Annotated in this window: 23 protein-coding genes; 18 read left to right on the top strand and 5 right to left on the bottom strand. The window is 66.5% G+C overall.

What is annotated here, in order from left to right:
• Nucleotides 1–28 precede the first annotated feature (28 nt).
• The 3 genes from ACQ3DC_RS09015 (at nt 29) to ACQ3DC_RS09005 (ending at nt 3,127) form a co-directional block, all read left to right on the top strand.
• Nucleotides 29–796 (top strand): SDR family NAD(P)-dependent oxidoreductase, encoded by a 768-nt coding sequence (locus ACQ3DC_RS09015; RefSeq protein WP_157242076.1) that lies wholly within the window; start codon nt 29–31, stop codon nt 794–796.
• Between the two features lie 160 nt (nt 797–956).
• Entirely contained in the window at nt 957–2,309 is a 1,353-nt protein-coding gene (locus ACQ3DC_RS09010) for an MFS transporter (RefSeq protein WP_430752030.1), read from the top strand.
• A gap of 8 nt (nt 2,310–2,317) precedes the next feature.
• Nucleotides 2,318–3,127 carry a triose-phosphate isomerase family protein gene (locus tag ACQ3DC_RS09005; RefSeq protein WP_430752029.1) on the top strand — a complete coding sequence of 270 codons (810 nt, stop codon included), beginning with the start codon at nt 2,318–2,320 and terminating at the stop codon, nt 3,125–3,127.
• Between the two features lie 12 nt (nt 3,128–3,139).
• Here ACQ3DC_RS09005 and ACQ3DC_RS09000 read toward each other — a convergent pair whose 3' ends face one another.
• Nucleotides 3,140–4,417, bottom strand: a complete 1,278-nt coding sequence (locus tag ACQ3DC_RS09000; protein ID WP_157242079.1) for a PrsW family intramembrane metalloprotease — start codon at nt 4,415–4,417, stop codon at nt 3,140–3,142.
• Nucleotides 4,418–4,606: 189 nt separating this feature from the next.
• Here ACQ3DC_RS09000 and pyrR point away from each other — a divergent pair, with 189 nt between their 5' ends.
• The 13 genes from pyrR to ACQ3DC_RS08935 all read left to right on the top strand — a co-directional run bounded on the left by pyrR (nt 4,607) and on the right by ACQ3DC_RS08935 (nt 19,775).
• Nucleotides 4,607–5,194, top strand: coding sequence for a bifunctional pyr operon transcriptional regulator/uracil phosphoribosyltransferase PyrR (gene pyrR, locus ACQ3DC_RS08995; RefSeq protein ID WP_321213616.1), 588 nt, complete (start codon nt 4,607–4,609; stop codon nt 5,192–5,194).
• On the top strand, nt 5,191–6,216 hold the full coding sequence (locus ACQ3DC_RS08990) for an aspartate carbamoyltransferase catalytic subunit (protein ID WP_323057115.1): 1,026 nt from the start codon (nt 5,191–5,193) through the stop codon (nt 6,214–6,216). Before pyrR ends, ACQ3DC_RS08990 begins: the two co-directional genes overlap by 4 nt.
• On the top strand, nt 6,216–7,556 hold the full coding sequence (locus ACQ3DC_RS08985) for a dihydroorotase (protein ID WP_430752028.1): 1,341 nt from the start codon (nt 6,216–6,218) through the stop codon (nt 7,554–7,556). The genes ACQ3DC_RS08990 and ACQ3DC_RS08985 overlap by 1 nt, the downstream gene beginning before the upstream one ends.
• On the top strand, nt 7,556–8,077 hold the full coding sequence (locus ACQ3DC_RS08980; protein ID WP_430752027.1) for a hypothetical protein: 522 nt from the start codon (nt 7,556–7,558) through the stop codon (nt 8,075–8,077). Before ACQ3DC_RS08985 ends, ACQ3DC_RS08980 begins: the two co-directional genes overlap by 1 nt.
• Nucleotides 8,058–9,377 carry a glutamine-hydrolyzing carbamoyl-phosphate synthase small subunit gene (gene carA, locus ACQ3DC_RS08975; RefSeq protein WP_430752026.1) on the top strand — a complete coding sequence of 440 codons (1,320 nt, stop codon included), beginning with the start codon at nt 8,058–8,060 and terminating at the stop codon, nt 9,375–9,377. The genes ACQ3DC_RS08980 and carA overlap by 20 nt, the downstream gene beginning before the upstream one ends.
• Nucleotides 9,377–12,691 carry a carbamoyl-phosphate synthase large subunit gene (gene carB / locus ACQ3DC_RS08970; protein ID WP_157242085.1) on the top strand — a complete coding sequence of 1,105 codons (3,315 nt, stop codon included), beginning with the start codon at nt 9,377–9,379 and terminating at the stop codon, nt 12,689–12,691. Before carA ends, carB begins: the two co-directional genes overlap by 1 nt.
• The gene (gene pyrF, locus ACQ3DC_RS08965; RefSeq protein ID WP_321213613.1) at nt 12,684–13,556 is read left to right on the top strand and encodes an orotidine-5'-phosphate decarboxylase; all 873 of its coding nucleotides are present in this window, start codon (nt 12,684–12,686) and stop codon (nt 13,554–13,556) included. Before carB ends, pyrF begins: the two co-directional genes overlap by 8 nt.
• A gap of 110 nt (nt 13,557–13,666) precedes the next feature.
• Complete coding sequence (gene mihF, locus ACQ3DC_RS08960; RefSeq protein ID WP_157242087.1) at nt 13,667–13,996, top strand: integration host factor, actinobacterial type; 330 nt, start codon at nt 13,667–13,669, stop codon at nt 13,994–13,996.
• Nucleotides 13,997–14,030: 34 nt separating this feature from the next.
• Nucleotides 14,031–14,627 (top strand): guanylate kinase, encoded by a 597-nt coding sequence (gene gmk / locus ACQ3DC_RS08955; RefSeq protein ID WP_321213612.1) that lies wholly within the window; start codon nt 14,031–14,033, stop codon nt 14,625–14,627.
• A gap of 15 nt (nt 14,628–14,642) precedes the next feature.
• Complete coding sequence (rpoZ, locus tag ACQ3DC_RS08950; protein WP_321213611.1) at nt 14,643–14,903, top strand: DNA-directed RNA polymerase subunit omega; 261 nt, start codon at nt 14,643–14,645, stop codon at nt 14,901–14,903.
• A gap of 34 nt (nt 14,904–14,937) precedes the next feature.
• Complete coding sequence (gene coaBC, locus ACQ3DC_RS08945) at nt 14,938–16,179, top strand: bifunctional phosphopantothenoylcysteine decarboxylase/phosphopantothenate--cysteine ligase CoaBC (RefSeq protein WP_430752025.1); 1,242 nt, start codon at nt 14,938–14,940, stop codon at nt 16,177–16,179.
• 86 nt (nt 16,180–16,265) lie between these two features.
• The gene (gene metK, locus ACQ3DC_RS08940) at nt 16,266–17,501 is read left to right on the top strand and encodes a methionine adenosyltransferase (RefSeq protein WP_321213609.1); all 1,236 of its coding nucleotides are present in this window, start codon (nt 16,266–16,268) and stop codon (nt 17,499–17,501) included.
• A 234-nt stretch (nt 17,502–17,735) separates the two neighbouring features.
• Nucleotides 17,736–19,775 carry a primosomal protein N' gene (locus ACQ3DC_RS08935; protein WP_430752053.1) on the top strand — a complete coding sequence of 680 codons (2,040 nt, stop codon included), beginning with the start codon at nt 17,736–17,738 and terminating at the stop codon, nt 19,773–19,775.
• Nucleotides 19,776–19,784: 9 nt separating this feature from the next.
• On the opposite strand, the gene ACQ3DC_RS08930 is transcribed toward ACQ3DC_RS08935, so the two are convergent.
• The 4 genes from ACQ3DC_RS08930 to ACQ3DC_RS08915 are packed head-to-tail and all read right to left on the bottom strand — an operon-like array spanning nt 19,785 to nt 23,661.
• On the bottom strand, nt 19,785–20,873 hold the full coding sequence (locus tag ACQ3DC_RS08930; RefSeq protein ID WP_321213608.1) for a glycosyltransferase family 4 protein: 1,089 nt from the start codon (nt 20,871–20,873) through the stop codon (nt 19,785–19,787).
• Nucleotides 20,870–21,796: an alpha/beta fold hydrolase gene (locus tag ACQ3DC_RS08925; RefSeq protein ID WP_157242089.1), complete on the bottom strand. Its 927-nt coding sequence runs from the start codon at nt 21,794–21,796 to the stop codon at nt 20,870–20,872. Before ACQ3DC_RS08925 ends, ACQ3DC_RS08930 begins: the two co-directional genes overlap by 4 nt.
• 10 nt (nt 21,797–21,806) lie before the next feature.
• The gene (locus ACQ3DC_RS08920) at nt 21,807–22,676 is read right to left on the bottom strand and encodes an aldo/keto reductase (RefSeq protein ID WP_157242090.1); all 870 of its coding nucleotides are present in this window, start codon (nt 22,674–22,676) and stop codon (nt 21,807–21,809) included.
• A gap of 10 nt (nt 22,677–22,686) precedes the next feature.
• Nucleotides 22,687–23,661, bottom strand: coding sequence for a sugar-binding transcriptional regulator (locus ACQ3DC_RS08915; RefSeq protein WP_157242091.1), 975 nt, complete (start codon nt 23,659–23,661; stop codon nt 22,687–22,689).
• Nucleotides 23,662–23,840: 179 nt separating this feature from the next.
• Here ACQ3DC_RS08915 and ACQ3DC_RS08910 point away from each other — a divergent pair, with 179 nt between their 5' ends.
• Nucleotides 23,841–25,613, top strand: coding sequence for a glycerol-3-phosphate dehydrogenase/oxidase (locus ACQ3DC_RS08910; protein ID WP_370460710.1), 1,773 nt, complete (start codon nt 23,841–23,843; stop codon nt 25,611–25,613).
• 92 nt (nt 25,614–25,705) lie between these two features.
• Nucleotides 25,706–26,455 carry an MIP/aquaporin family protein gene (locus ACQ3DC_RS08905; protein ID WP_157242093.1) on the top strand — a complete coding sequence of 250 codons (750 nt, stop codon included), beginning with the start codon at nt 25,706–25,708 and terminating at the stop codon, nt 26,453–26,455.
• The last annotated feature ends 42 nt before the right edge of the window (nt 26,456–26,497 follow it).

Here is a 26,497-nt window from a genome sequence, read left to right as displayed (position 1 = left end):
CCATCCCTTCCTACTCCCAGGAGCAACCATGAGTGTTTTCCCTGCACGACGCACCGCCATCGTCACCGGGGCGGTCTCTGAGCGCGGCATCGGCCGGGCCACCGCCAACTACCTTGCGGCCCAGGGCTGGAACATCGGCATCATCGACCTCGACGACGCACTGTGCAAGGCCACGGCCAAGGAACTGGCATCCCGCTACGGCGTGCAGGCCCATGGCGCCGGTGCCGATGTGGCTGACGAAGGCTCCGTCCGCGCCGCGGTCGACTCAATCGAAGCCGAGCTGCCGCAGGTGGTGGCCCTGGCCAATATTGCCGGCGTCAGCTCCCCGGTTCCGTACCTGGACCTTGACGCGGCCGAGTGGGACCGCGTGCTGAACATCAACCTGAACGGCGTCCACTACGCCACCCGCCGGGTCGCGGAGTCAATGGTTAAGAACCGGATCGGGCGGATCGTCAATATCTCTTCGGTGTCCGCCCAGCGGGGCGGCGGAACGTTCTCCAAAACGCCCTACTCGGTGGCGAAGGCCGGCGTGATCGGGCTGACCCGCTCCACCGCCCGCGAACTGGGGGAGTACGACATCACCGTGAACGCCATCTCCCCGGGCCCGATCGATACCGACATCATGGGCGGCACCCTCAGCGAGGAACGCAAGGAAGAACTCACCAGGGACCTGGTGGTCAACCGGGTGGGATCCCCCCGCGACATCGCTGCCGCCATCGCCTTCCTCATCAGCGAGGACGCCGGCTACATCTCCGGCCAGACGCTGAATGTGGACGGCGGCCTCTACATGCACTAGGAAAGGACCCCCCATGGGCGCCTGGACCAAGGAACGACGGATCTTCCTGGCAATCGGCGTGCTCGCCTGCCTGGCGGGCGTGGTTCTCATCGCCTTCCCGCTGTAACCGGGCATCAACGTGCACCGATTTCCACGCTTACATACTCAAAGAGGAGTTTAGATGTCCCTAACAGCAGCATCCACCAAGGAGCTCCTGGACTCGCCGGTCCTTAAGTCGGCGATCTCCAAGGCCTCCTTCCGGCTCATGCCGATGCTCGTCATCCTGTACATCGTTGCGTTCCTGGACCGTACCAACGTGGGCTTCGCGGAGGCGGCGCTCGGGGTGGACCGCGGGGTCACCGCGGGGGCCTACGCCCTTGGCGCCGGTATCTTCTTCATCGGCTACGCACTGTTCGAAATTCCCAGCAACCTGCTCCTGACCAAGTTCGGCGCAAAGGTGTGGCTGGCCCGCATCGCCATCACCTGGGGCATCGTGTCCGCCTGCTTCGCCTTCGTCCAGGGCGAGACTTCCTTCATCATCCTGCGTTTCCTGCTGGGTGTAACCGAAGCAGGCCTGTTCCCCGGCGTCATCATGTTCCTCGCTGCCTGGTTCCCCAACAAGGTGCGCGTGAAAATGTTCGCCATCTTCTACCTCGCGCAGCCGTTCTCGCAGATGATGGGTGCCCCGCTGTCCGGCTGGCTGATAAACATCGGCGACCAGGTTCCCGGCGTGGCCGGCTGGCAGGTCATGTTCTTCGTGGAAGGCATGCTCGCCGTTGTGGCCGGCATCGCCGCCTACTTCTTCCTGATCAACAGCCCCCAGGACGCCAAATTCCTGAACCCCGGGGAAAAACAGGCCCTGCTGGATGTCATGGCGCTGGAGGACACCGTCAAGGAAGAAACCGGCCCCCGAGGCGTCGTCGCCGCCATGAAGAACCGCAAGGTCTGGTACTTCACGGCCATCTACTTCTGCCTCCAGGTGGCTGTGTATGGCGTGACGTTCTACCTGCCGCAGCAGGTGTCCCAGCTGACCGGCCAAAAGGTCGGACTGATGGTGGGCCTGCTGGCAGCGATCCCGTGGTTCTTTGGCATCTTCGCCTGCTACTTCATCGGCCGGGCCGCCAACACCATAGTCCGCCGCCGTGTCTGGGGCACCGGCCTGTTCCTCTCCACCGGCCTGTGCATCTTCGGCTCTGCCTGGGCGGGAGCAAACCATATCCCGGCCCTGGGCATCCTCTTCATCACCCTGGCGGTGTGCAGCTTCCTGTCCATCGGCCCCATCGCCTGGTCCTACCCCACGGCCTTCCTCACCGGAACGGCAGCCGCCGCGGGCATTGGCCTGATCAACTCGCTGGGCAACCTGGGCGGCTTCGTGGCCCCGATCCTGCGCACAACGGTCAATCAGGTCACGGCGTCGGACACCGGCACCATGGGGGTCTACGCGCTGGGCGTCCTGCCGTTCGTGGCCGCCATCATGATGTACGCCACCAAGCGGTTCCGCAACAAGGCGGACGACCTGCTCGACCACAAGTGATCGAACCCATGCCCGACTGCAGCACAACGGACCGCCAGGGCACCGAAACGGTGTACGTCGGCGTCAGCACCAAAATGTACCTGGGCTACGCCGACTCCCTTGAGTGGCTCACCGGCATCCGGCACGAAGTGGACACCCGTCCGGCCCTTGCGGCCGGGCGGGTGGTCCCGTTCGTCGTCCCCAGTTTTCCGGTACTGCCCGCCGCCGTCCGGATCCTCGAAGGGTCGCCGGTCCGCCTCGGCGCGCAGAACTGCGGCTGGGCGGACGGGCCCTGGACGGGGGAAGTGGCTCCGTCCATGCTGGCTGATCTGGGCGTCCTCCTGGTGGAGATCGGCCACGCCGAACGCCGCGCCCACTTCGGCGAAACTGACGGCATTGTGGCGCTCAAGGTCCGGGCAGCGGACGACGCCGGGCTGACGCCGCTGCTCTGCGTGGGAGAAGACTCCTTGGGGGAAGGCTCCCCCCGTGACGCCGCCGTCGTTGTGTACAGGCAGATCCGGGCGGCCGTTGGCGGCGACTGGGCGCTGGCCGCCCGGGTCATCGTGGCCTACGAACCTGTCTGGGCCATCGGGGCAGCAGAGCCGGCGGACACCGGGTACGTGTCCGACGTCGTCAGCCACCTCCGCGCGCTGCTCGCCGGGCATGGGCTAGTGGGGCTCCCGGTCATCTACGGCGGGTCAGCCAAGCCCGGCGTGCTGCCCAGGCTCAGCGGCGTTTCCGGGCTGTTCCTGGGCCGCTTTGCCCACGATGCCGCGAACTTCGGGAAGGTACTGGACGAGGCGCTGGCACTGACTTCGAGGGCGTACCCCGCGAGGTGAGCGGGCGGGGCGTCAGCCGGCCACGGCGGCCCGCAGGGCCAGGATGCGCTGCAGCTGCTGGCGCTCCTCAGCCTGGTGCAGCTGGACATCGCGGCCGCTCAGGATGCGCTGCCGGGTATTCGCCAGATGCGTGGCGGCCTTCAGGAACTCCCTCATCTGCCTTTTCCTGCCATAGCTGCCGGCCCAGTTCAACGCCGTCCGCCGTCCGCCCACGGTGGCCAGGAGCTCCACCTCAGCGGGAGTGAACCAGCCTGCCGCCGAGTACTCGAGCAGCCGCTGCCGGGTCAGCCTCTTCTCCGCGACGCGCAGCAGGATGATGCCGCCTACAGCGAGGAGGAAGATGGGCACCTGGACCAGGATGTAGTCCGCCAGGAAGCCCTGCCCCATGCTGTTCCAGCGGTTGTGCAGGAACATGGCAGGCAGCAGCCCCACCAGGAAAGCGGCCACCGAGGCGCCGGTATGCCAGCGCCGGGCGGCGAACCCCATGACCAGCCCGGTGGTGCCCGTGAAGATCGCATGCGCAAAGGGCGACATGACCCCGCGGAGGAAAAAGACCTGGGCGAAGTCGCCTGCGGGATCTGCCGACTCCGCGATGGCCCTGCCGAAGTACAGGATGTTCTCGGTGAAAGCGAAACCCCCGGCGATGGTGAACGCGAAGACCACGCCGTCCACCGGCCCGTCAAAGTGTTTCCTCGCCAGCAGGAGCAGTATCAGCAGCCCCAGGGATTTGGCGAACTCCTCCACGACGGGCGCCTGCACCGTGGCCATGTAGGTTCGGAGGTCCGCCTCGTCAGAAAACTGGAACGCCAGGACGAAAAACGGCTGGATGAGCAGGGTCACCGCAATGGATACGGCGGCGCCCCACGTGAAGGCGAAGTACAGCAGCCGCTTTGGCTCGGGCTCCCACTTGTCGATGATGTGCACGGCCAGGAGCACCACGGACAGGGGGATCAATGATGCGAGGAACCCCACAACGAACCCGGCCGCCCCCGTGCTGGACAGCAGGAACGGCACCACCAGGAAAAGGCTCAGGAGGGCCAGGACACTGACGCCGACGGTCAAACCCAGCAGGCCGCTGCGGGACCTGGCCGCCTTCACCATGGTTCCCTGGTCCTGCGGCGGCACCACAGTTCCAACCGGTGCCCCCTCATGCCCGGGCGCCGGACGGTAGTTCCCGGGCTGCACGTGCCCCATCCAGCTGGGGTTGGCCTGGGCGGGCAGCGGCGCCGTTCCCCGCCCCCAGGGGTCTTCCGGCCGGCCGGACGCAGGGTTGCTCGGATGCATCGACATACCGAAAAGCCTAGGTGTGAGTCGCCCGGACGCCTAAGACCACGCCTTGCCGGTTCCACTAAGCCGCCTGGGTGTGACCATCACCGCGTCCTCCCGACGCATGTCCAGGGAGGCCGCTGTGGTAATTTTGAGACGCACATGATCCTTTTTTAATTCCGTCCCGTGAGGCGGGGAAAGGGGAGACGAGCGTTGACTTCTGTCACCAGCGCACCGGTTCCAGCCAGGGTTGTCCTCAGCCAGGCGGACATTGACCGGGCGCTCACTCGTATCGCCCATGAGATCCTTGAGGCCAACAAGGGATCGCAGGACCTCGTCCTGCTGGGCATCCCGCGCCGCGGTTTCCCGCTGGCTGTCCGGCTCGCCGAAAAAATCGCCGCCGCGGATCCCACCGTTGACGCAGCGGCCATCGTCGGCCAGCTGGACGTCACCATGTTCCGCGACGACCTCTCCCACCAGGGCACCCGGCCGCCGTACCCCACCAAGCTGCCGCGTACGGGCATCGACAACAAGGTGGTGGTCCTGATCGACGACGTCCTCTACTCCGGCCGCACCATCCGCGCCGCCCTGGACGCCCTCGTGGACCTCGGCCGCCCCCGCATCGTCCGGCTCGCCGTCCTGATCGACCGGGGCCACCGGGAGCTTCCCATCCGGGCCGACCACGTCGGCAAGAACCTGCCGACGTCATCCGCGGAAAAGGTCAGGGTCCGGCTGGAGGAAACCGATACCGCCCCCGGCGGCGCACCCGTCAACGAAGTAGTCATCGAGGGCCGCTCATGAAGCACCTGCTCTCCACCGAGGACCTCAGCCTTGCCAGCGCGATCCGTATCCTCGACACCGCCGAGGAGATGGCTGCCGTGGGCGACCGCGAGGTCAAGAAGCTCCCGGCCCTTCGCGGCCGTACCGTGGTGAACCTCTTCTTCGAAGATTCCACCCGCACCCGCATCTCCTTCGAGGCCGCCGCCAAGCGGCTCTCGGCGGATGTCATCAACTTCGCCGCCAAGGGATCCTCGGTGTCCAAGGGGGAGTCCCTGAAGGACACCGCCCAGACGCTGTCCGCCATGGGCGCGGACGCCGTCGTGATCCGCCACTGGGCCTCCGGTGCGCCGCACCGCCTGGCCGCAACCGACTGGATCGACGCCGCCGTCATCAACGCCGGGGACGGCACCCACGAACACCCGACCCAGGCACTGCTCGATGCGTTCACCATGCGCCGGCACTGGGCCCGCCTGGCCGGCACCGGTTCCGAAGGCGCAGACCTCAAGGGCATGCGGGTGGCCATTGCCGGGGACGTCCTGCACTCGCGGGTGGCGCGCTCCAACGTCTGGCTCCTGCGTACCCTCGGTGCCGACGTCACCCTCGTGGCGCCGCCCACCCTGCTGCCCATCGGCGTCGAAAAGTGGCCCTGCAAGGTCAGCTACAACCTGGACGAGACCCTCGAACAGGGCGTGGACGCGGTCATGATGCTCCGCGTCCAGGGTGAACGCATGAATGCATCCTTCTTCCCCAGTACCCGTGAGTACTCCCGCCGCTGGGGCTTTGATGACAACCGTCTGCGGGCGCTGGACACCCTGGGCATGAAGGACACCATCATCATGCACCCCGGCCCGATGAACCGCGGCCTGGAAATTTCGGCGGCAGCCGCTGATTCACCGCGTTCCACCGTGCTGGCCCAGGTCCGCAACGGCGTCTCGGTGCGCATGGCCGCACTCTACCTGCTGCTCTCCGGGGACACCCGCGGACCAGCCGCCACCCCCGCCCTGGCGTACGCCGGCACCCATCCCACCAAGGAGAGCAACTGATGGCAGCCAACACCGGAACCTACCTGATCCGCGGCGCCTCGATCCTGGGCGGCGAACCGGCGGACCTGCTGATCCGCGACGGGCTGATCGCTGAGCGTGGGACGGGTCTTTCAGCCGACGGAGCCACAGTGGTCGACGCCGCCGGCCTGGTGGCACTGCCGGGCATGGTGGACGTCCATACCCACCTCCGCGAACCCGGCCGCGAAGACGCCGAAACCGTGGAGACCGGAACCCGGGCCGCCGCGCTGGGCGGTTACACCGCTGTCCATGCGATGGCCAACAGCACTCCCGTGGCAGACACCGCCGGCGTGGTGGAACAGGTCTACACGCTCGGCCAAACGGCCGGCTGGGTGGACGTCCGGCCCGTCGGCGCCGTCACCGTGGGCCTGGCCGGGGAACAGCTCGCCGAGTTGGGCGCCATGGCCGATTCCCGCGCCAGGGTCCGGATGTTCTCCGACGACGGCATCTGCGTCCACGATCCCGTCCTCATGCGCCGTGCGCTGGAATACGTCAAGGCGTTCGACGGCGTGGTGGCCCAGCACGCGCAGGAACCCCGCCTGACAGCCGGCGCCCAGATGAACGAGGGCGAGGTGTCCGCCGTGCTGGGGCTGGCAGGGTGGCCCGCGGTGGCCGAGGAAAGCATCATAGCCCGCGACGTCCTGCTGGCCCGGCATGTCGGGTCCCGGCTCCACGTCTGCCACGTCTCCACCGCCGGTTCGGTGGAAATCATCCGCTGGGCCAAGGAGCGCGGCATCAACGTCACCGCCGAGGTCACCCCGCACCACCTGCTCCTGACCGACGACCTGGTCCGCAGCTACGATCCCGTCTACAAGGTGAACCCGCCCTTGCGGACCGACGCCGATGTCCAGGCCCTGCGCGCCGGCCTCGCGGACGGCACCATCGACGTCGTGGGCACGGACCACGCGCCGCACCCCAGTGAGCACAAGGAATGCGAGTGGGCGCAGGCGGCCATGGGAATGACCGGACTGGAAACAGCCCTGTCCGTGGTCCAGCACACCATGATCGAAACCGGCCTGATCACCTGGGCGGATTTTGCCAGGGTGACCTCCACGGCGGCTGCCGCGATCGGCCGCCTCGAGGACCAGGGCCGGCCGCTGGAAGCAGGGGAGCCCGCCAACATCACCTTGGTGGACCCGGCCGCGCGCTGGACCGTGGAGCCCGCAAAGATGGCCACGATGGGACGGAACTCCCCGTTCAAGGGCATGGAACTGCCCGGCAAGGTGGTGGCCACGTTCTTCAAGGGCCACCCCACCGTCCTCAACGGCGAGCTCAACACCCCGTACCCGTACGGGTACGCCACAACCGCAGGCGCAGCCTGATGGACACCAAGCTGCTTTCGCTGGTCATCACGCTGGGCCTCATCGCCATAGCATTTGCCCTTATCTGGATGGGCTGGCGGAACCGCCTAAGGCGCCAGGCCGACGTCGAGCTGTTGCCCGTGGTGCCGGAGGCGCCGGGGGAGCCGCTCGCCGCAGCCGAGGGCCAGTACGTAGCATCCACCACCGCCGGTGACTGGCTGGACCGGATCGCCGTGCATGCGCTGGGCATCCGCACCAATGCCACGCTGGAGGTCTACCCGCACGGCGTCCTCTTTGACCGTTCCGGGGCTCCGGCGCTCTACATCCCGGCGGCGTCCCTGGCCGGCGTCCGGCTGGACAGCGGGATGACCGGAAAGTTCGTGGAGAAGGACGGCCTCCTCGTCCTTGCCTGGGCGCACGGCAGCCATGTACTGGACACCGGCTTCCGGACCAGGCGCGCAGAGGACAGGAACGTGCTCATCGCAGCACTTCAGGAATTGATTTCTTCGGCCCCCGCGGCTGATGCCAATAGTGGAAAGTAAGACAGTGACAACAAACACCGCAGTAACCGCCCCAGTTTCCGCTCCCGTGTCCGCTCCAGCTGCGCTGGTGCTCGAAGACGGCCGCATCTTCCGCGGAAGCAGCTACGGCGCCACCGGAACCGCGCTGGGCGAAGCAGTCTTCGCCACCGGCATGACCGGCTACCAGGAAACCATCACGGACCCCTCCTACGCCCGCCAGCTCGTGGTGCAGACCGCACCACACATCGGCAACACCGGCGTGAACAATGAGGACGCCGAGTCCCGCCGCATCTGGGTCGCCGGCTACATCGTCCGCGATGCCGCCCGCCGCCCGTCCAACTGGCGCTCCGAGCGTTCGCTGGACGAGGAGCTGGTGGCACAGGGCATCGTCGGCATCCAGGGCGTGGACACCCGCGCCATCACCCGCCACCTGCGCGAGCACAAGACCATGCGCGCCGGCATCTTCTCCGGCGAGGCCGCCCAGGCCACGGACAAGGAACTGCTCGACGCCGTGCTGGCCAGCGCCCCGATGGAAGGCGCCCGGCTGGCCGAGGAAGTCAGTATCGACGAAGCCTACGTGGTGGAACCCAAGGACCACGGCTGGGACGGCGAACCCCGCTTCAGCATCGCCGCCATCGACCTTGGCATCAAGGCCATGACCCCGGTCCGGTTCGCCGAGCGCGGCGTCCGCGTGCACGTGCTTCCGGCCACCGCAACCCTGGCGGACGTCAAAGCCGTCAACCCGGACGGCTTCTTTATGTCCAACGGCCCCGGGGACCCCGCCACAGCCGACGCCCAGGTCAAGCTCCTCCGCTCCGTCCTGGACGAAAAGCTGCCCTACTTCGGCATCTGCTTCGGCAACCAGATCCTGGGCCGTGCGCTCGGCTTCGGCACCTACAAGCTGAAGTACGGCCACCGCGGCATCAACCAGCCAGTCATGGACCGGCGCACCGGCAAGGTGGAGATCACCTCCCAGAACCACGGCTTTGCCGTGGATGCACCGCTCGACGGCGCCACGCAGGCACCGGAGGCACGTTACGGCCGCGTCGAAGTCAGCCACGTCAGCCTGAACGACGATGTGGTGGAAGGCCTCGCCTGCCTGGACATCCCCGCCTTCTCCGTCCAGTACCACCCGGAAGCAGCCGCGGGACCGCACGACGCCGCGTACCTCTTCGACCGCTTCATTGACCTGATGGAGGGCACCCGGGACGGCAGGACCGCCAACCTGTCCAAGGAACCGGTGGACTCCGCCCATCCCGCTGCCGGTGCCGCCGCTGGTACCGGCCACAACAACGACAACAAGACTGAGGACAAGAAGTAATGCCGAAACGTACAGATCTCAAAAGCGTCCTCGTCATTGGTTCCGGCCCGATCGTCATCGGCCAGGCCGCCGAGTTCGACTACTCCGGCACGCAGGCGCTGCGCGTCCTGAAGGAGGAGGGCCTCCGGGTCATCCTGGTCAACTCCAACCCGGCCACCATCATGACGGACCCCGAGTTCGCCGATGCCACCTACATCGAGCCCATCACCCCCGAGGTGGTGGAGAAGATCATCGCCAAGGAACGCCCCGACGCCGTACTGCCCACACTCGGCGGGCAGACCGCGCTGAACACGGCCATCGCGCTGGACAAGAACGGCGTGCTGGAGAAGTACAACGTGGAGCTGATCGGCGCCAACATCGCCGCCATCGAGCTTGGCGAGGACCGCGAGAAGTTCAAGGGCGTCGTGGAGCGCTGCGGCGCCGAGTCCGCCCGCAGCCACATCATCCACACCATGGACGAGGCATTGAAAGCCGCCGAGGACCTCGGCTACCCGATGGTGGTCCGCCCGTCCTTCACCATGGGCGGCCTGGGCTCCGGCCTCGCCTACAACGAGGACGACCTCCGCCGCATCGTCGGCCAGGGCCTGCAGTACAGCCCCACCAGCGAGGTGCTGCTCGAAGAGAGCATCCTCGGCTGGAAGGAATACGAGCTCGAGATGATGCGCGACAAGAACGACAACGTCGTGGTGGTCTGCTCCATTGAAAACTTCGATCCCGTGGGCGTCCACACCGGCGACTCCATCACGGTGGCGCCGGCCCTCACCCTCACCGACCGGGAATACCAGCGGCTGCGCGACATCTCCATCGCCGTCATCCGTGAAGTTGGCGTGGACACCGGCGGCTGCAACATCCAGTTCGCCATCGACCCCGCCACCGGCCGCGTCGTGGTCATCGAGATGAACCCCCGGGTGTCCCGGTCCTCGGCGCTGGCGTCCAAGGCCACGGGGTTTGCGATCGCCAAGATCGCCACCAAGCTTTCCCTCGGCTACACGCTGGACGAGATCCCCAACGACATCACCCAGAAGACCCCGGCGTCCTTCGAGCCCACGCTCGACTACGTTGTGGTCAAGGTTCCGCGGTTCGCGTTCGAGAAGTTCCCGGCGGCGGACAACACCCTCACCACCACCATGAAGTCCGTGGGCGAGGCCATGGCCATGGGCCGCAACTTCACCGAAGCCCTGCAGAAGGCACTGCGCTCCCTGGAGCAGAAGGGTTCGCAGCTGGACTTCAGCTCCGTCCCGGAATGGGAAGTGCCGGACCTCATCGAGAAGGCAAAGCGCCCGACGACGGAACGGCTCCACCAGGTGCAGCGCGCCCTCCTGGGCGGCGCCACCGTTGAACAGCTCTTCGAAGCCACCAAGATCGACCCCTGGTTCCTTGACCAGCTCCAGCTCCTCAACGAGATCTCCCGGGAAATCCGCCAGGCCGGCGCGCTGACGGCTGACATGCTCAAGCGGGCCAAGCGCCACGGCTTCTCCGACGAGCAGATCGGCTCCCTCACCCACAACTCCGAGGCCGTGGTCCGCGGAGTGCGCCAGGCCCTGGGCATCCGCCCCGTCTACAAGACCGTGGACACCTGCGCCGCCGAGTTCGCCGCGTACACGCCCTACCACTACTCGGCCTACGACGAGGAGGACGAGGTTGCGCTGCACTCCAAGCCGTCCATCCTGATCCTCGGCTCCGGCCCCAACCGCATCGGCCAGGGCATCGAGTTCGACTACTCCTGCGTCCATGCCTCCATGGCGCTGCGCAAGGCCGGCTACGAGACCGTCATGGTTAACTGCAACCCGGAAACCGTCTCCACCGACTACGACATCTCCACCCGCCTGTACTTCGAGCCGCTCACGCTCGAGGACGTGTTGGAGGTCATCGCCGCCGAGGAACGCACCGGCGGCGTGATGGGCGTGTTCGTCCAGCTCGGCGGCCAGACCCCCCTCAAGCTGGCCCAGCAGCTGGCCGACGCCGGCGTCCCCATCCTTGGCACCTCCCCGGAGGCGATCGACCTCGCCGAGCACCGCGGCGCCTTCTCCCGGGTGCTCGACAAGGCCGGCCTCATCTCCCCGAAGAACGGCACCGCCGTGTCCTTCGAGGACGCCAAGAAGATCGCCGACGAGATCGGCTACCCGGTCCTGGTCCGCCCGTCCTACGTGCTGGGCGGCCGCGGCATGGAGATCGTCTACGACGAGCCCAACCTGTCCCGCTACATCGCCAACGCCACGGAAATCACCCCGGACCACCCGGTGCTGATCGACCGCTTCCTGGAGGACGCCGTCGAAATCGACGTCGACGCGCTCTTCGACGGGACGGACATGTACCTGGGCGGCATCATGGAGCACATCGAGGAAGCCGGCATCCACTCCGGCGACTCGGCCTGCGTCCTGCCGCCCATCACCCTCGGCACCAATGTCCTGGAACGGGTCCGCACGGCAACCCGCGCCATCGCCGAAGGCGTGGGCGTCCGCGGCCTGATCAACATCCAGTTCGCCCTCGCCTCGGATGTGCTGTACGTCCTGGAAGCCAACCCCCGCGCATCGCGCACGGTGCCGTTCGTCTCCAAGGCCACCGGCGTGCAGATGGCCAAGGCCGCCGCGCTGATCGGCACCGGCGTGACCATCAACCAGCTCCGCAGCGCCTACAAGATGCTGCCGGAGACCGGTGACGGATCCACCCTGCCCCTGGACGCCCCTGTCTCCGTCAAGGAGGCAGTCCTGCCGTTCAGCCGCTTCCGTACGCTGGAAGGCAAGGTTGTGGATTCCCTGCTCGGCCCGGAAATGCGCTCCACCGGCGAGGTGATGGGCATCGACAAGCACTTCGACACCGCCTTCGCGAAGAGCCAGGCCGCCGCCAACAACGCACTGCCCACCGAAGGCAAGATCTTTGTCTCCGTGGCCAACCGGGACAAGCGCTCGGTGATCATGGGCGTCAAGCGGCTCTCCGACCTCGGTTTCGAGATCGTGTCCACCGGCGGCACCGCCGACGTCCTGCGCCGCAACGGCATCCAGGCAACGCCGGTCCGCAAGGTGGCAGAAGGCAGCAGCGCCGAAGGCGAAGGCACCATCGCCGACCTCGTGATCGCGGGTGAGATCGACATGGTCTTCAACACGCCTTCCGGCGGCGAGGCCCGCAGCGACGGCTACGAACTCCGGGCCGCGGCGACGTCCATCGGCATCCCCTGCATCACCACGGTGGCCGAGTTCAACGCCGCAGTGCAGGCCATCGAGGCCATGCGGACCTACGAATGGTCGGTCACCAGCCTGCAGGAGCATGCCGCTGCCCTGGCCGAGTCCCAGAAGGCGGCGCTGCAGCGTGCCTGAGCAGGCACCAGCGTCCCCCGCAGGGCAGGGCCGGGAGCCCTTCGGCTCCCGGCTTGGCGCGGCAATGGCAGCCCGGGGTCCGCTCTGCGTCGGGATCGATCCGCACCCTGCGCTGTTGAAGGCCTGGGGGCTGGCGGACGACGCCGGCGGGCTGAGGCGGTTTTCGCTGACAGTTTTGGAGGCCGTGGGTTCGCTCGCTGCCGCCATCAAGCCGCAGGTGGCGCTGTATGAGCGCCACGGGTCCGCCGGCATGGCTGTCCTGGAGGAGCTTCTTGCCGAAGCGCGCGATGAGTCGGTGCTCACCATCGCCGATGCCAAGCGCGGCGACATCGGATCCACCATGGCCGCCTACGCAGACGCCTGGCTCCGTGACGATTCCCCGCTGGCAGCGGATTCGGTGACACTCAGCCCGTACCTGGGTTTTGAGTCCCTGCGGCCAGCCCTGGACCTCGCTGCCGCGACCGGCCGCGGCGTCTTCGTCCTTGCCCTGACGTCCAATCCGGAGGGCGCCTCGGTCCAGCACGTCGGCGGAACCGATTCGGTGGCCCGGAGGATTACCGAAGCCGCCGCGGCGGAAAACCGGCGCTACCCGGGGAACCTGGGCTCCGTGGGCCTGGTGGTGGGTGCAACCGTGGGCTCGGCCCTCGCTGAACTGGAACTGGACCTTGCCGCGGTCCGCGGCCCGCTCCTGGCGCCGGGCCTCGGGGCCCAGGGCGCCACGCCCGCCGACCTCCGCGCCACGTTCGGTACGGCCTACCCGCAGGTCCTCGGAACATCCAGCCGGGACATCCTGTCCGCCGGGCCGGACCTGCGCGGCCTGCGGGACGCCGCGCAGCGGACCCTGCACGGCCTCCGCAGCGAATAGCGGCGGGTTTCACCGGATGCATTGATTCGGGCAGCACCAAAGGGTAGTTTCAGGACAGGTCCAAGGGCGGCCGCCTTTGGACACAGTCCGCCGAATCCGGGGGTGTCCACATGGTCCTGCGACCGTTATCCGCGTCGGAACGGGCTGACGCGCTGAACAAGGCAGCAGCAGCCAGGGCCACCCGCGCGGCGGCCAAGGAAAGCCTGAAGAACGGTGAGAGGTCCGCGGCGGACATCATCGACTCCGCGCAGCAGGACGACGCCCTTGCGCGGATGAAGGTTTCGGAGCTGCTCGAGGCCCTTCCGGGCATCGGAAAGGTCCGGGCCGCGATCATCATGGGCCAGTTGGGAATCGCCGCTTCCCGCAGGGTCCGCGGCCTGGGCGTTCACCAGCGCCGGGCGCTGGTAGATTTTATAGACGATAACCAGGGCGGGCCCTAAACCCGCCTTAACCCAAACCCCGGCAAAGGAATACGTGAGCAAGAAACCTGGATTGACAGTCCTCGCTGGCCCGACGGCTGTTGGCAAAGGCACCGTGTCCACCTACATCCGGGACAACTATCCCGAGGTCTGGCTGTCCGTATCCGCCACCACCCGCGCACCCCGCCCCGGAGAGCAGGACGGGGTCCACTACTTTTTCAAGTCCAAGGAAGAGTTCGAAAAACTCGTGGCTGACGGTGAACTCCTCGAATGGGCAGTGGTCCACGGCCAGAACACCTATGGGACCTTGAAGAGCACGGTGGACCATGCCATCGCCGAGGGCCGGTCCGTGCTCCTGGAAATCGACCTGCAGGGTGCCCGGCAGGTCAAGGCCGCTGTCCCGGACGCCCAGTTTGTGTTCCTGGCCCCGCCCAGCTGGGACGAAATGGTGCGCCGCCTGGTGGGCCGCGGCACGGAATCCCCCGAGGAACAGCAGCGACGCCTGGAAACCGCTAAACTGGAACTTGCTGCTGAACCGGAGTTCGACCATACCGTCATCAACGACGACGTTCGCCGGGCAGCGGACGAGCTTGTTTCACTCATGGGGCTGACCCCGCATCCGCACGGTTTGCCGGAACCGTCAACCCGCTAGAACTTTGGAGAATTCGTGTCCACGAACCTTGAAGGCATCATCAACCCGCCGATCGACTCGCTGCTTAAAGCGGCGGATTCCAAGTACGGCCTGGTGATCTTCGGTGCCAAGCGTGCTCGTCAGATCAACGCCTACTACGCCCAGCTGCACGAGGGCCTTTTCGAATACGTCGGCCCGCTGGTTGACACCAAGCTGAACGAGAAGTCCCTCTCGATCGCCCTTCGCGAGATCAACGAAGGCAAGCTGGTCTCCACGCCGATCCAGCCGGCAGAGTAAAACTGCCGCCTGACGTACTGGTGACGGAGGCCACGTGCGCATAGTCCTCGGAGTCGGGGGAGGGATTGCCGCCTACAAGGTGGCGTCGCTCCTCCGGCTTTTTACTGAAGCCGGGCACAACGTGACCGTGATTCCCACGGAGGCGTCCACACGTTTTGTGGGCACCGCCACCTGGGAGGCGCTATCCGGGAATCCGGTCAGCAACAGCGTCTTTCACGACGTCCACCAGGTCAACCACGTGCGTCTCGGCCACGAGGCAGACCTCGTGGTCGTCGCTCCGGCCACGGCGGACCTCCTGGCGAAGGCTGCAACCGGACAGGCCGGGGACCTCCTGACGAACACGCTGCTGATGGCTCACGGGCCGGTGCTGTTTGCCCCCGCCATGCACACCGAAATGTGGCAGCACGCGGCCACCCGCGCCAATGTCGAGACCCTCCGCGGGCGCGGGGCCGCGGTCCTGGAGCCGGCCACCGGGCGGCTCACGGGTGCAGATTCGGGCCCCGGCAGGCTTCCCGAGCCGGAAGCCATTTTCGCCGCCGCCATGGCCCTGGTGGAGGGCCGGCAGGACTTTCAGCTTCCGCTGGCCGGCCGCACAATCACCATCAGCGCCGGTGGCACCCGCGAGCCCCTGGACCCGGTGCGGTTCCTGGGCAACAGGTCCTCGGGCAAGCAAGGTGTCGCCCTGGCCGTAGCCGCCCGGAATGCGGGGGCAAACGTCCGGCTGCTCGCAGCGCACATGGAAGTCCCGCCGCCGGCCGGCGTCGAGGTTGTCCAGGTGGAGACCGCCCTGCAATTGCGGGAGGCGGCGCTGGCGGCGGCAGCTGATTCCGACGTCGTCATCATGTCCGCGGCAGTGGCGGACTTCCGCCCCGCGGAGGTCTCGGACACCAAGATCAAGAAACGTGATGACCGGACCGATCCCGTGATCACCTTGGTCCGCAACCCGGACATCCTGCTTGAACTGGTGGAACTGCGCAACAGTACCGTCCGGGGGGAGGGGCACCAGCTGATTGTCGGCTTCGCGGCGGAGACCGGAGACAGCGACGGCGATGTCCTGGCCCACGCCGAAGCGAAGCTGCAACGCAAAGGCTGCGACCTGCTGGTGGTCAACCACGTGGGTACGGACAAAGTGTTTGGCCAGGACACCACTTCGGTTGTCATCCTTGCCCGCTCCGGGTCCGATCCACAGGAGGCGTCCGGAACCAAGACCGAGGTGTCAGCGGCCATCATCAGCCGGATCGCCTTTGAACTGAATGCCGTTTCGCCCCGCGCCTGAGTGTTTCAGGCCACGTTTGCTTAGCACGGAGACATCTCCCGGCGTCTCCTGCGGGGCGGGCGTATTCCAACCAGTAAGGTAGTTAAGTGACTTTACCGCTGCACCTTCCCCACACTTCCGGGGCCACGCCTCCCGCGCTTCGGCTCTTCACTTCCGAGTCGGTCACCGAGGGCCACCCGGACAAGATCTGCGACCAGATCAGTGACGCCATCCTGGACGCGCTGCTGGCCGCCGACCCCGAATCCCGGGTCGCGGTGGAGACAATGGCCACTACCGGCCTGGTCCACGTTGCAGGCGAAGTCACCACCGATGCCTACGTGGAGATTCCGCAGATCGTGCGCGAAACCATCCTGGGCATCGGCTACGACTCTTCAGCCAATGGATTCGACGGCGCCCGCTGCGGAGTGTCCGTATCCATCGGCCAGCAGTCCAACGACATCGCCGGGGGCGTGTTCAACTCCCTGGAGGCCCGTGAGGGGCGCCAGGAAGACGATTACGACCTTCAGGGCGCCGGCGACCAAGGGCTCATGTTCGGGTACGCCAGCGATGAAACCCCCTCCTACATGCCCGTGCCCATCTGGCTGGCACACCGGTTGTCCGAGCGCCTCACCGAAGTGCGCAAGTCGGGCCAACTGGCCTACCTGCGTCCGGACGGCAAGACCCAGGTGACGGTCGGATACGACAAAGACGTTCCGGTCTCGGTGGAAACCGTGGTTATCTCAAGCCAGCACGCCGAAGGTGCAAGCCTTGACCAGCTCCGCGCCGACCTCGCGTCGATCGTCATCGAACCGGTGCTCGCAGGTGCCAACCTGGACCTGTCCCGGGTGCGCAACATCCTCAACCCTGCCGGCGAGTTCGTCATTGGCGGCCCCGTGGGCGACGCCGGCCTCACCGGCCGCAAGATCATCGTGGACACGTACGGCGGCATGGCCAGGCACGGCGGCGGGGCCTTCTCCGGCAAGGACCCGTCCAAGGTGGACCGCTCGGCTGCCTACGCCATGCGGTGGGTTGCCAAGAACGTGGTGGCGGCAGGACTCGCCAAGCGTGCGGAGATCCAGATTGCGTACGCCATTGGCCAGGCCCGTCCCGTAGGTACCTACGTGGAAACCTTCGGGACTGAAACCGTTGATCCGGCCCGGATCAGCGCCGCCATCGCGGAAATTTTCGACTTGCGCCCCCGTGCCATCATCGATGCACTGGACCTGAAGCGCCCCATCTATGCCAAGACGGCAGCCCACGGCCACTTTGGCCGCGACGAGCCGGACTTTACCTGGGAGCGGCTGGACCGCGTTGATGACCTGAAGGCGTTCTTCAACGCCTAAGCCCCGGTAGGCCGCCCTGAGCCTTTTTTGCCTTGGGAATCATTGCCTTCGGCGGAATGTCACCGCCCTGTGGTTGGCTGGACATGTCCACGCGGGAGCTGAACGGAGGTAACGGCCATCGCTGCTGACAGGACCCTCAAGCCATTCCTGGACATCCCGGACGCCGTGCAGCCTACCCTGCTGCAGGGGTTTCCTTCCGCGTCCCGGCCGCCGGGACCGCAGTTGTCAAAGAATATGCCCGTGGCCAGGGTGCTGGTGGAATCCTCCCTTCCGCACCTGGACCGGCTTTTCGACTACGGGGTTCCGGAGGCCCTTGACGAGTCCGCCAAGCCGGGAGTCCGGGTCAAAGTCAAGTTCAACGGCCAGGACCTCAACGGGTTCATCATGGAGCGGGTGGCAGAGTCCGACGCCGGGCACACCCTGGTGCCGTTGGCGAAGGTTGTGTCCCCGGTGCCGGTGCTGACGCCCGCCGTCCGGGAGCTTGTTTCCTCCGTCGCCGCACGCTACGCCGGGACGGTCAGCGATGTCCTCCGCGTCGCCGTCCCGCCCAGGGTGGCCAGGCTGGAAAAGGAGTTCGCGTCAGCGGAGCCGGAGGGGCCGGCAGTCCCGGACCAGGCAGAACCCCGCGAGGCCACGGCCCTGCAGGCCGGTCCCGCGCAGGACGCCCTGCCGAGTGCCTGGGCGGCCTACCATAACGGCCAGGCCTTCCTGCAGCACCTGGCCGGTGGCGGTTCGCCCAGGGCCGTGCTGAACCCGCTGCAGGGATTCGGTCCGGGTGGGTGGCCCCAGCTGCTGGCGGAGGCCGTGGCCGCCGCGTACGCATCAGGGCGCGGCGCGGTGGTGGTTGTGCCCGATTACCGCGACCTTGACCGCCTTGAAGAGGCGCTCCACTGCCTGCTGCCCGAAGACGCAGTTGCCCGGCTGACTGCCGACGACGGTCCCACCCCGCGGTACCGGAACTTCCTGCGGCTCCTGGCAGGGACTGCCCGCGTTGCCATCGGCACCAGGTCGGCAGCTTTTGCACCCGTCAAGGACCTGGGCCTGGTGGCCTGTTGGGACGACGGCGACGACCTCCACATCGAGCAGCGCGCCCCGTATGCGCACGCCCGCGAGGTGCTGCTCCTGCGGGCTGGGCAGGAGGATGCCGCGTGCCTCCTTGCAGGCCACTCCCGAAGCACGGAAGCCCAGCGGCTGGTAGAAGCGGGCTGGGCACGTGCGGTCGAAGCCGGCCGCCCTGACGTCCGGAGGACAGCTCCGCGCATCGTCAACACTGCTGACAGCTTCGAGCAGGAGCGGGATCCGCTGGCCAGGATCGCCCGCCTGCCCGGTGCCGCGTGGCGGGCCGCCAAGGAGGGGCTGGAGCGCGGACCGGTCCTGGTCCAGGTGGCCCGCGCCGGTTATGCGCCGTCACTGGCCTGTGAGATGTGCCGGGAGCCGGCGCGCTGCGGCAGCTGCCAGGGACCACTGGCCGTGGCAGGCGCCAGCGGCACGTCCGCCATGCCCCAATGCCGCTGGTGCTCCACCCCGGCGCCGGACTGGCACTGCGTGCACTGCGGCGGCAGGCGCCTGCGCAAGGGTGCCACCGGAGTGATCAGGACAGCTGAGGAACTCGGCCGTGCCTTTCCCGGGAAGACCGTCGTTACTTCCTCGGGAGACCAGGTAAAGGCTGAGGTGGGTCCGGGCAAGGCACTGGTGGTGGCCACTGTGGGTGCCGAACCGGTAGCGGACGGGGGATACGCGGCTGCACTGCTCCTGGACGGTGATTCACTCCTGCGCCGGGAGACGCTGCGCGCCGGCGAGGATACGGTGCGTCGGTGGTTCAATGCAGCCGCTCTGGTGCGTCCGGCGGCGGACGGCGGGCTGGTAGTGGTCACGGCCGCGGATACAGCTGCCGTGGGTGCACTGCTTCGCTGGGACCCCGCCGGTTATGCGGAACGGGAACTTTCCCTGCGCATGGAGCTGCAGCTTCCCCCCGCGGTCCGCCTCGCCTCCGTCACCGGGCCGCGCGCCGCCGTCGAACATTACACCGGTGCCGTGTCAGCGGAACTTGCCTCCAGCGGGATCACCTTACGGACCGCCGGGCCCGCACCCGTGGTGCTCAGCGGTCCGCCGTCGCCCCGCCGTTCAGCGGAGGATGTGCGCACCCTGCTCTTCTTCCCCTACGGACAGGCTGCGGCCGTCACTCGTGTCCTGCGGGTCACCAGGGCAGCGGCCGCTGCGAAACGCTCCAGCGAGCCTTTCCAGCTCCGGCTGGACGGCATCGACGTCCTCTAGGGGCTTCTTCTAACGCCGGCCCCGGCGCCGGGCCATGATTTCGTGTGCCACATCCACCAGCTGGCGGGCCGACTCGTCCCAGGTGAACTCCCGTGCACGCGCAACGCAGCGCCGCGAAAGTTCCTCCCAGTGCCCGTTGTCCTGGAGCGTGCGCACGGCATCGGCAAACTGTTCCGGGGACTCCGGATCCACGTAGAGAGCGGCGTCCCCGCCGACCTCCCGGAAGATGGGGATGTCGCTGGCAACAACAGGGGTGCCGAGCGCCATGGCCTCCACCAGGGGAAGCCCGTAGCCTTCAGCCCGGGACAGGCTGACCAGCGCCGCAGCAGAGCGCAGGAATTCGTGATACTGCTCGTCCGTGACGCCGTTGTGGAATACCACGTGCGCCCCTGGAGGAACCAGGCGTTCCAATTCGGCGCGGCGTTGGGGCGTGATGCGGCTGAGCAGGTGGAGGGTGTACCCGGGCAGGCCCGCCATCCCCGCCACCATGGTTTCCACGTTCTTGTACGGCATGAAAGAGCCCATGTAGACGAGCGCGCGGTCTGCACCGGCGCCAGCGGGCCGCGGTCCGTGTTCCTGCTCCGGCTGGGGGGCATTGCTGATGATCCGCACCGGGCGGCGCGTCAGGCGGTACTTTGCGATCAGCGCTTCCGTGGTTGCGCTGATGGTGGCCACAGTGTCGGCGCGGTTGAGGAGGAGCCGCTGCGGCCAGTATGCCTTGTGGTACAGCCGCCACAGCAGGCGCACGGGCGCGGGGAGGAAGCCGGGCGGGGCCGGGTGTTCGTAGTAGATAAGGTCGTGGAGGGTCAGGACCAGGCCGTACTTGCGGCCCCATGTTCCCATCGTCTGCATGGGGCACACCACCACGTCGGCGCCCAGCTTGTTGATGGTCCGCGCCACGAACAATTCCGACGGCGACAGCGGGCTGCCGATCAGGGTGTACGGAACGTCCGGGAGCAGGGCGAGTTGCCGGACGTCGGAGACCAGCATGGAGACGTCGGCGATTTTAGCCGTGGCGGCAATCAGGCTGGCGCCGTAGCGGCTGATGCCGTCGTGGTGGTCTGTCCGGGTAAACCGTGCGTCAATGACAATCTTCACGCGGGATGGTCCTTAAGGAAGCTGCGGATGAAAGTGGCTGCCGGTTCAGGTGTCTCGTAGTGGATCAGATGCCCGACGCCGGGAATCACCTGGAGCTCTCCATCCGGCAGCAGCGCAGCCAGGCGGTGTTGGTCGGCCAGGACGGCGATCTCGTCCTTTTCCCCCGCGATCAGCAGGACTGGCAGGGTCAGCCGGCCGGCTACTTCCGCCACATGGCTGCTGACTGATGCCGTAAACGATTCAAGGAGGCTCTCCCGGCTGGCGAAAGCGCTGAAGTAGGCGTGGTGCTGGCCGTGGATGAACCGGCGGAGGTCTTTATCGCCCGTCTTGGCCATGGTTTCACTCATTACCCGGACAATCAGCGGATTCCGCAGCAGGGCCAGTCCCACCGTCCGGGGGAGCCGGGCTGAAAGGCGGTAGTACAGGATCGCCAGCCTGGTCATCACACCCTTTGGCCCTTCCAGTGCCGGTGCCGCAATGGGGTTGATGAGGATGAGCGGATCCACGGTGCCGGGACGATCGGCCACGAAGTGCGCCGCAATGATGGAGCCGAACGAGTGTCCCAGCAGGACCGTGTCCGGGCCGAGGCCCAGGGCTGCCATGAATTGCGTGATGAACAGGCCGTAGCGCTCCACGGAATGCTCGCCCGACCGGAATGCCGCGGACTCACCAAATGCGGGCAGGTCCGGCATGATGATCCGCATCTCGGGAAGCTGGTCTGCCACCCTCAGCAGTCCGTGGTGGTCTCCGCGGAAGCCATGGATGACCAGGATGGTGCGTGTTTCGGGGCTGGCCACCAGCGGTTCGTAGGTCCAATAGGCAACCTTGCCGCCGTCGAGCTCCAGGGTGGAGGCGGACGTGCGTGCGGCCAGGTCGGCGCTGAAGTAGGCGGGCGCGGCGGATCCGGGCTGTGCTGTAGTCATGTGTCCTGCCTCAGTTAACGGTGTCCGGGTGGGACCCGGTGCGGTAACCCCGGTCCAGCCCGGCCAGCGCCGTCATGTCCCGGGCGGAGAGCTCGAAGTCGAAGATGTCCATGTTTTCCCGGATCCGCACCTCCGAGCTCGCCTTGGGGATGGCAATATTTCCCAGCTGGATATGCCAGCGGAGGATCACCTGGGCGGGGGTTTTGCCATGTTCGGAGGCGCAGGCGCGGACAACGGGGTCGGCGAGGACCTGGCCCCGCCCCAGGGGGCTCCACGCTTCGGTCCGGATACCCAGTCCATCATGCTGTGTCCGGAGTTCTGCCTGCTGCAGCCACGGATGCAGTTCTATCTGGTTGACGGCGGGGACCACTTCCGCGGTCTGCAGCAGCCGGTCAAGGTGGGCGGGCTGGAAATTGCTGACGCCGATGGCACGGACTTTTCCTTCCCGGTACAGGGTTTCCAGTGCACGGTACGTGTCCGGAAATAGGCCGCGGGCGGCGCAAGGCCAGTGGATGAGGTACATGTCAACGTAGTCAAGGCCGAGATTGACCATGGACTCATCAAAGGCACGCAGCGTGGCGTCATAGCCGTGGTCGCTGTTCCACACCTTCGTGGTGACGAAAATGTCTTCCCGGGACAGCGCCGGGAACAGCTCGCCCGAGCCGCCGCTGCCCGCGTCACCGCCCAGTTGGGAACTGATGCCCCGAGCCACACCGGTTTCGTTGCCGTACATCGCCGCCGTGTCGAAGTGGCGGTATCCGGCTGCGAGCGCAGTGGCGACGAGGCCTTCCGCGTCGGCGGCCGGGACCTTGTAGAGCCCGTATCCGAGTTGGTGGATCAGCACGCCGTTGTTCAGGCTGAGCCGCGGTGAAGTTCTCATAGCCACGACTCTACCCACCAGCGGTGGCGAGACCTTCAAAATCCACCAGGCGGCGCGCGGTGGCCTCGTCCAGGATCAGGTCCGTGGCCAGGCCCGCCGCCAGGGCTCCGCGGAGCCCGTTGATCTTGGACACCCCGGACACTACACAGATCCTCCGTCGGACTTGCCGCAACTGCGCGAGTGCGGGTCCGGTGGATCGTTCGTTGAGGACGATCCCGTCGGAGGAGCCATCGCTGCGGAAGAAGACGGTGGCTACGTCGCCCACAACATCCGAGGTTGCCAGGATGTTGAGGTCAGCCTCGTCCAGGTATCCACCGGCATACACGTGGCTGGGATAGTCGGCGTCCACGGAGCCCACGCCGAAAATTGCGATGCTCATCTTCGCCTGGAGTTCGAGGATCCGTTGCACGCTGCGTTCATTCCACATGGCAACCTTGGTGGCTGCGTGGTCAAAGAAGGCAGGCACCGGGAACTGTTCAACCCTGGCCCCGTAGGCGCTTCCAAACCGCCGCATGATGTCGCTGGCATACGTGATACCGGTGGTGTGCATGTTGCCGGCGCCGTTCAACTGCACGATGACGCTGTCATGGGTGATCTTGCGGGTGAGGTGGCGGCTGACGGCGCTCAGGGTGGATCCCCAGGCCACTCCGATGATCGCGTTGGAATCCACCAGCGGTCCGATGGTTCGCGCTGCCTGCATCGCCACCCGGTCCAGTGTTTCCGCCTCATTGAGTATTTCCATGACCGGAACCACGTGGACATCCACGCCGTACCGCCGGCGGATCCTGCCCTCCAGTTCGGGGCCCGTATCCAGCGGATTGCGGATCTGGATTTGCACCAGGCCGGATTCGCGGGCGGAGGACAGGAGGCGGGAAACCGTGGACCGGGACGTCCCCAGCTCCCGGGCTATGGCGTCCATGGTGAGGTCCTGCAGGTAATACATTTGTGCAGCCCGCAGTGCGTCAGAGTGGCGTGAGGGGTCCATCAGTCCTCCAGACTGCACGTTTGTGCATAGTGCTTGACTCCATTTTCCATTACTCCAAAGAATAGTGGTGAAACGGCGGTAAACCCATCCGGTACCGCGTCACACAAAGCCCCAAGGGAGTTGTTTTGGGACCCAAGGATTTTCACGTCCAACCTATTGCTTCAGCGGCGAAGCCAGGAGTGGAGCGCAGCGCAGTGCACCACCTCCGGCGCCGTCCACATGCCAAGGTCCTCGTGGTGGGAGGAGGTATCAACGGCGTGGGAACTTTCCGTGACCTTGCGCTGCAGGGCGTGGACGTCGCCCTCGTGGAACGCGGCGACTACTGCCAGGGGGCCAGCGGCGCCTCCTCCCACATGATCCATGGCGGCATCCGCTACCTGGAAAACGGCGAGTTTCGCCTGGTCCGGGAATCAGTGGTGGAACGTAACCGGTTGCTTCGCATCGCCCCGCACTACGTTAAGCCGCTGCAGACCACCATCCCGATCTTCAGCACCTTCTCCGGCGTCCTTGCGGCACCGCTTCGCTTCCTGACGCACAAGCAGCACGGCAAGCCGAAGGAACGGGGGGCCTTCCTCATCAAGCTCGGCCTGAGCCTGTACGACTCCTTTTCCCGGGATGGCGGCGCCGTCCCGCGTCACCAGTTCCGCAGCGGCCAGCGTGCCCTTGCCGAGCTGCCCAGCCTCCGCCCCGACGTGAAATACACGGCGACCTACTTCGACGCTTCCGTGCACAACCCGGAGCGGCTTACGCTCGATGTCCTCCAGGACGGGGAGAAAGCCGGGCTGGCGGCAACCGGTGCAGGCAACGGACAGGGCAGCACGGCCCGTGCCAGCAACTACGTTTCGCTGCAGTCCGTCACCGGACAGCCCAATCCGGGCACCGGCCGGGGAAGCACCGTGCGGCTGCGGGACGAACTGACGGGGGAGGAATTCGACTTCACTGCAGACGTCATTGTGAACACCACGGGCGCCTGGGTGGACCTCACCAACGCCGCCATGGGCTCTGCCTCCACGTTCATGGGCGGCACCAAGGGCTCCCACATCGTCCTGGACCACCCTGCGCTCCTTGAAGCCTGCCGCGGCAGGGAGATCTTCTTCGAGCACACGGACGGGCGGATCGTCCTGATCTACCCCATGGGTGACCGGGTCCTTGTGGGTACCACGGATGTGGATGCGGACATGGCGGAGGACGCCGTCTGCACAGATGAGGAAATCGAGTACTTCTTCGACCTGATAGGCCACGTGTTCCCGGACATCGCCGTTACCCGTGAGCAGATCGTCTACACCTTCTCCGGAGTGCGGCCGCTGCCGCGCCACGATGCCACCCAGCCCGGCTTCGTTTCCCGCGACTACCGCATCGAGCGCCGGGAAACGGGACTGGACCGGAATGGAAAGGGCGCCGTGGTCTTGAGCCTGGTAGGCGGCAAATGGACAACCTTCCGTGCCCTCGCCGAACACATGACGAACGACGTCCTGGCTGAGATCGGGATGGAGCGCAAAGTCTCCACCGCGCAGTTGCCTATCGGCGGCGGCGCCGGGTTCCCTGCCGATGAGGCCGGTGTCCAGAAGTGGATCAAGGCCCATATGGCCGACAACCGTGACGCGGACCGTACAGCAGGGCTCCTGACCAGGTACGGGACACGTGCGGAAGCGGTCATGGAATACCTTGACGCCGGACCTGACAGGCTGCTGCACTCCACCCGCGAACTGAGCGTCCGTGAACTTGAGTTCATGGCGGCCCATGAGCAGGTGGGGCACCTGGTGGACGTCCTCATCCGCCGGACCTCCCTGGCGTTCCGGGGGCTGGTGACGGGCGAGTTGCTCAACGAAATGGCCGAAGTGCTGTCCGTTCCCTTGGGTTGGAACGCCGCAGCCCGGGCAGCGGAAATCAAGCATGCCCAGGAAGTGCTGCAGAAGTTCCACCGTGTAGAAACCCACAGCCTGGTCGCCTGAGGCCCGGCTGTCGGCCGGGGCGGCAACCCGCCCCGGCCACACGGTCCTTCAACCCGCGAAGGACCTCCATCTGAAAATAAAAGGAGTCAAAGATGTCTCTTGGAATAGTTTTCCTTTCCGAAGTATTCGGAACGGCGATGCTGACCCTTCTGGGTTGCGGCGTCGTCGCCAACGTTGCCCTGAGGGGGACAAAGGGCAACAGCGGCGGGTTCCTGATGGTCACCTGGGGATGGGGCATCGCTGTCTTCGCGGGCGTCTTCGTGGCCGCAAAGTCCGGGGCGCACCTGAATCCTGCCGTGACCTTGGGGCTGCTGATTAACGGAAAGGCCGAATACGCGCCGGATGTACCGGTGGATTTCGCTTCCACCCTGACGTACTTCGGCGGCGAGATGCTCGGCGCCTTCCTCGGCGCCGTGGTGTGCTGGCTCGCCTACAAACAGCACTTTGACGCTGAAGAGGAGGTTGCCAGCAAGCTTGCCGTCTTCTCCACCGGACCGGCCATCCGCTCCAGTTCCTGGAACCTGGTGACCGAAATCATCGGCACCTTCGTCCTGGTGTTTGTCATCCTGACGTTCGGCGGGACCCCCTCCGGCCTGGGCCCGCTGGCTGTCGCACTCCTCGTCGTCGGCATCGGCGTCTCCCTGGGCGGCCCCACCGGCTACGCCATCAACCCTGCCCGCGACCTCGGTCCACGCATTGCCCATGCCCTGCTCCCCATCAAGGGCAAGGGCTCGAGCGACTGGGGCTATTCCTGGATTCCGGTGGTAGGCCCGCTGGTTGGCGGCGCCCTTGGCGGCATCGTCGCCAGGATTGCCCCCATCATCGTCACGGCCGCCTCCTGACCCCCTACCCAACCACTGCTCAACTCCATTACAGACAAGGAC

This window comes from Paenarthrobacter sp. NEAU-H11, assembly GCF_050573415.1.
Classification (GTDB): Bacteria; Actinomycetota; Actinomycetes; order Actinomycetales; family Micrococcaceae; genus Arthrobacter.
The sequence above is the reverse complement of the archived record's forward strand: the minus strand, read 5'-3'. Positions and strand labels throughout refer to the sequence as shown.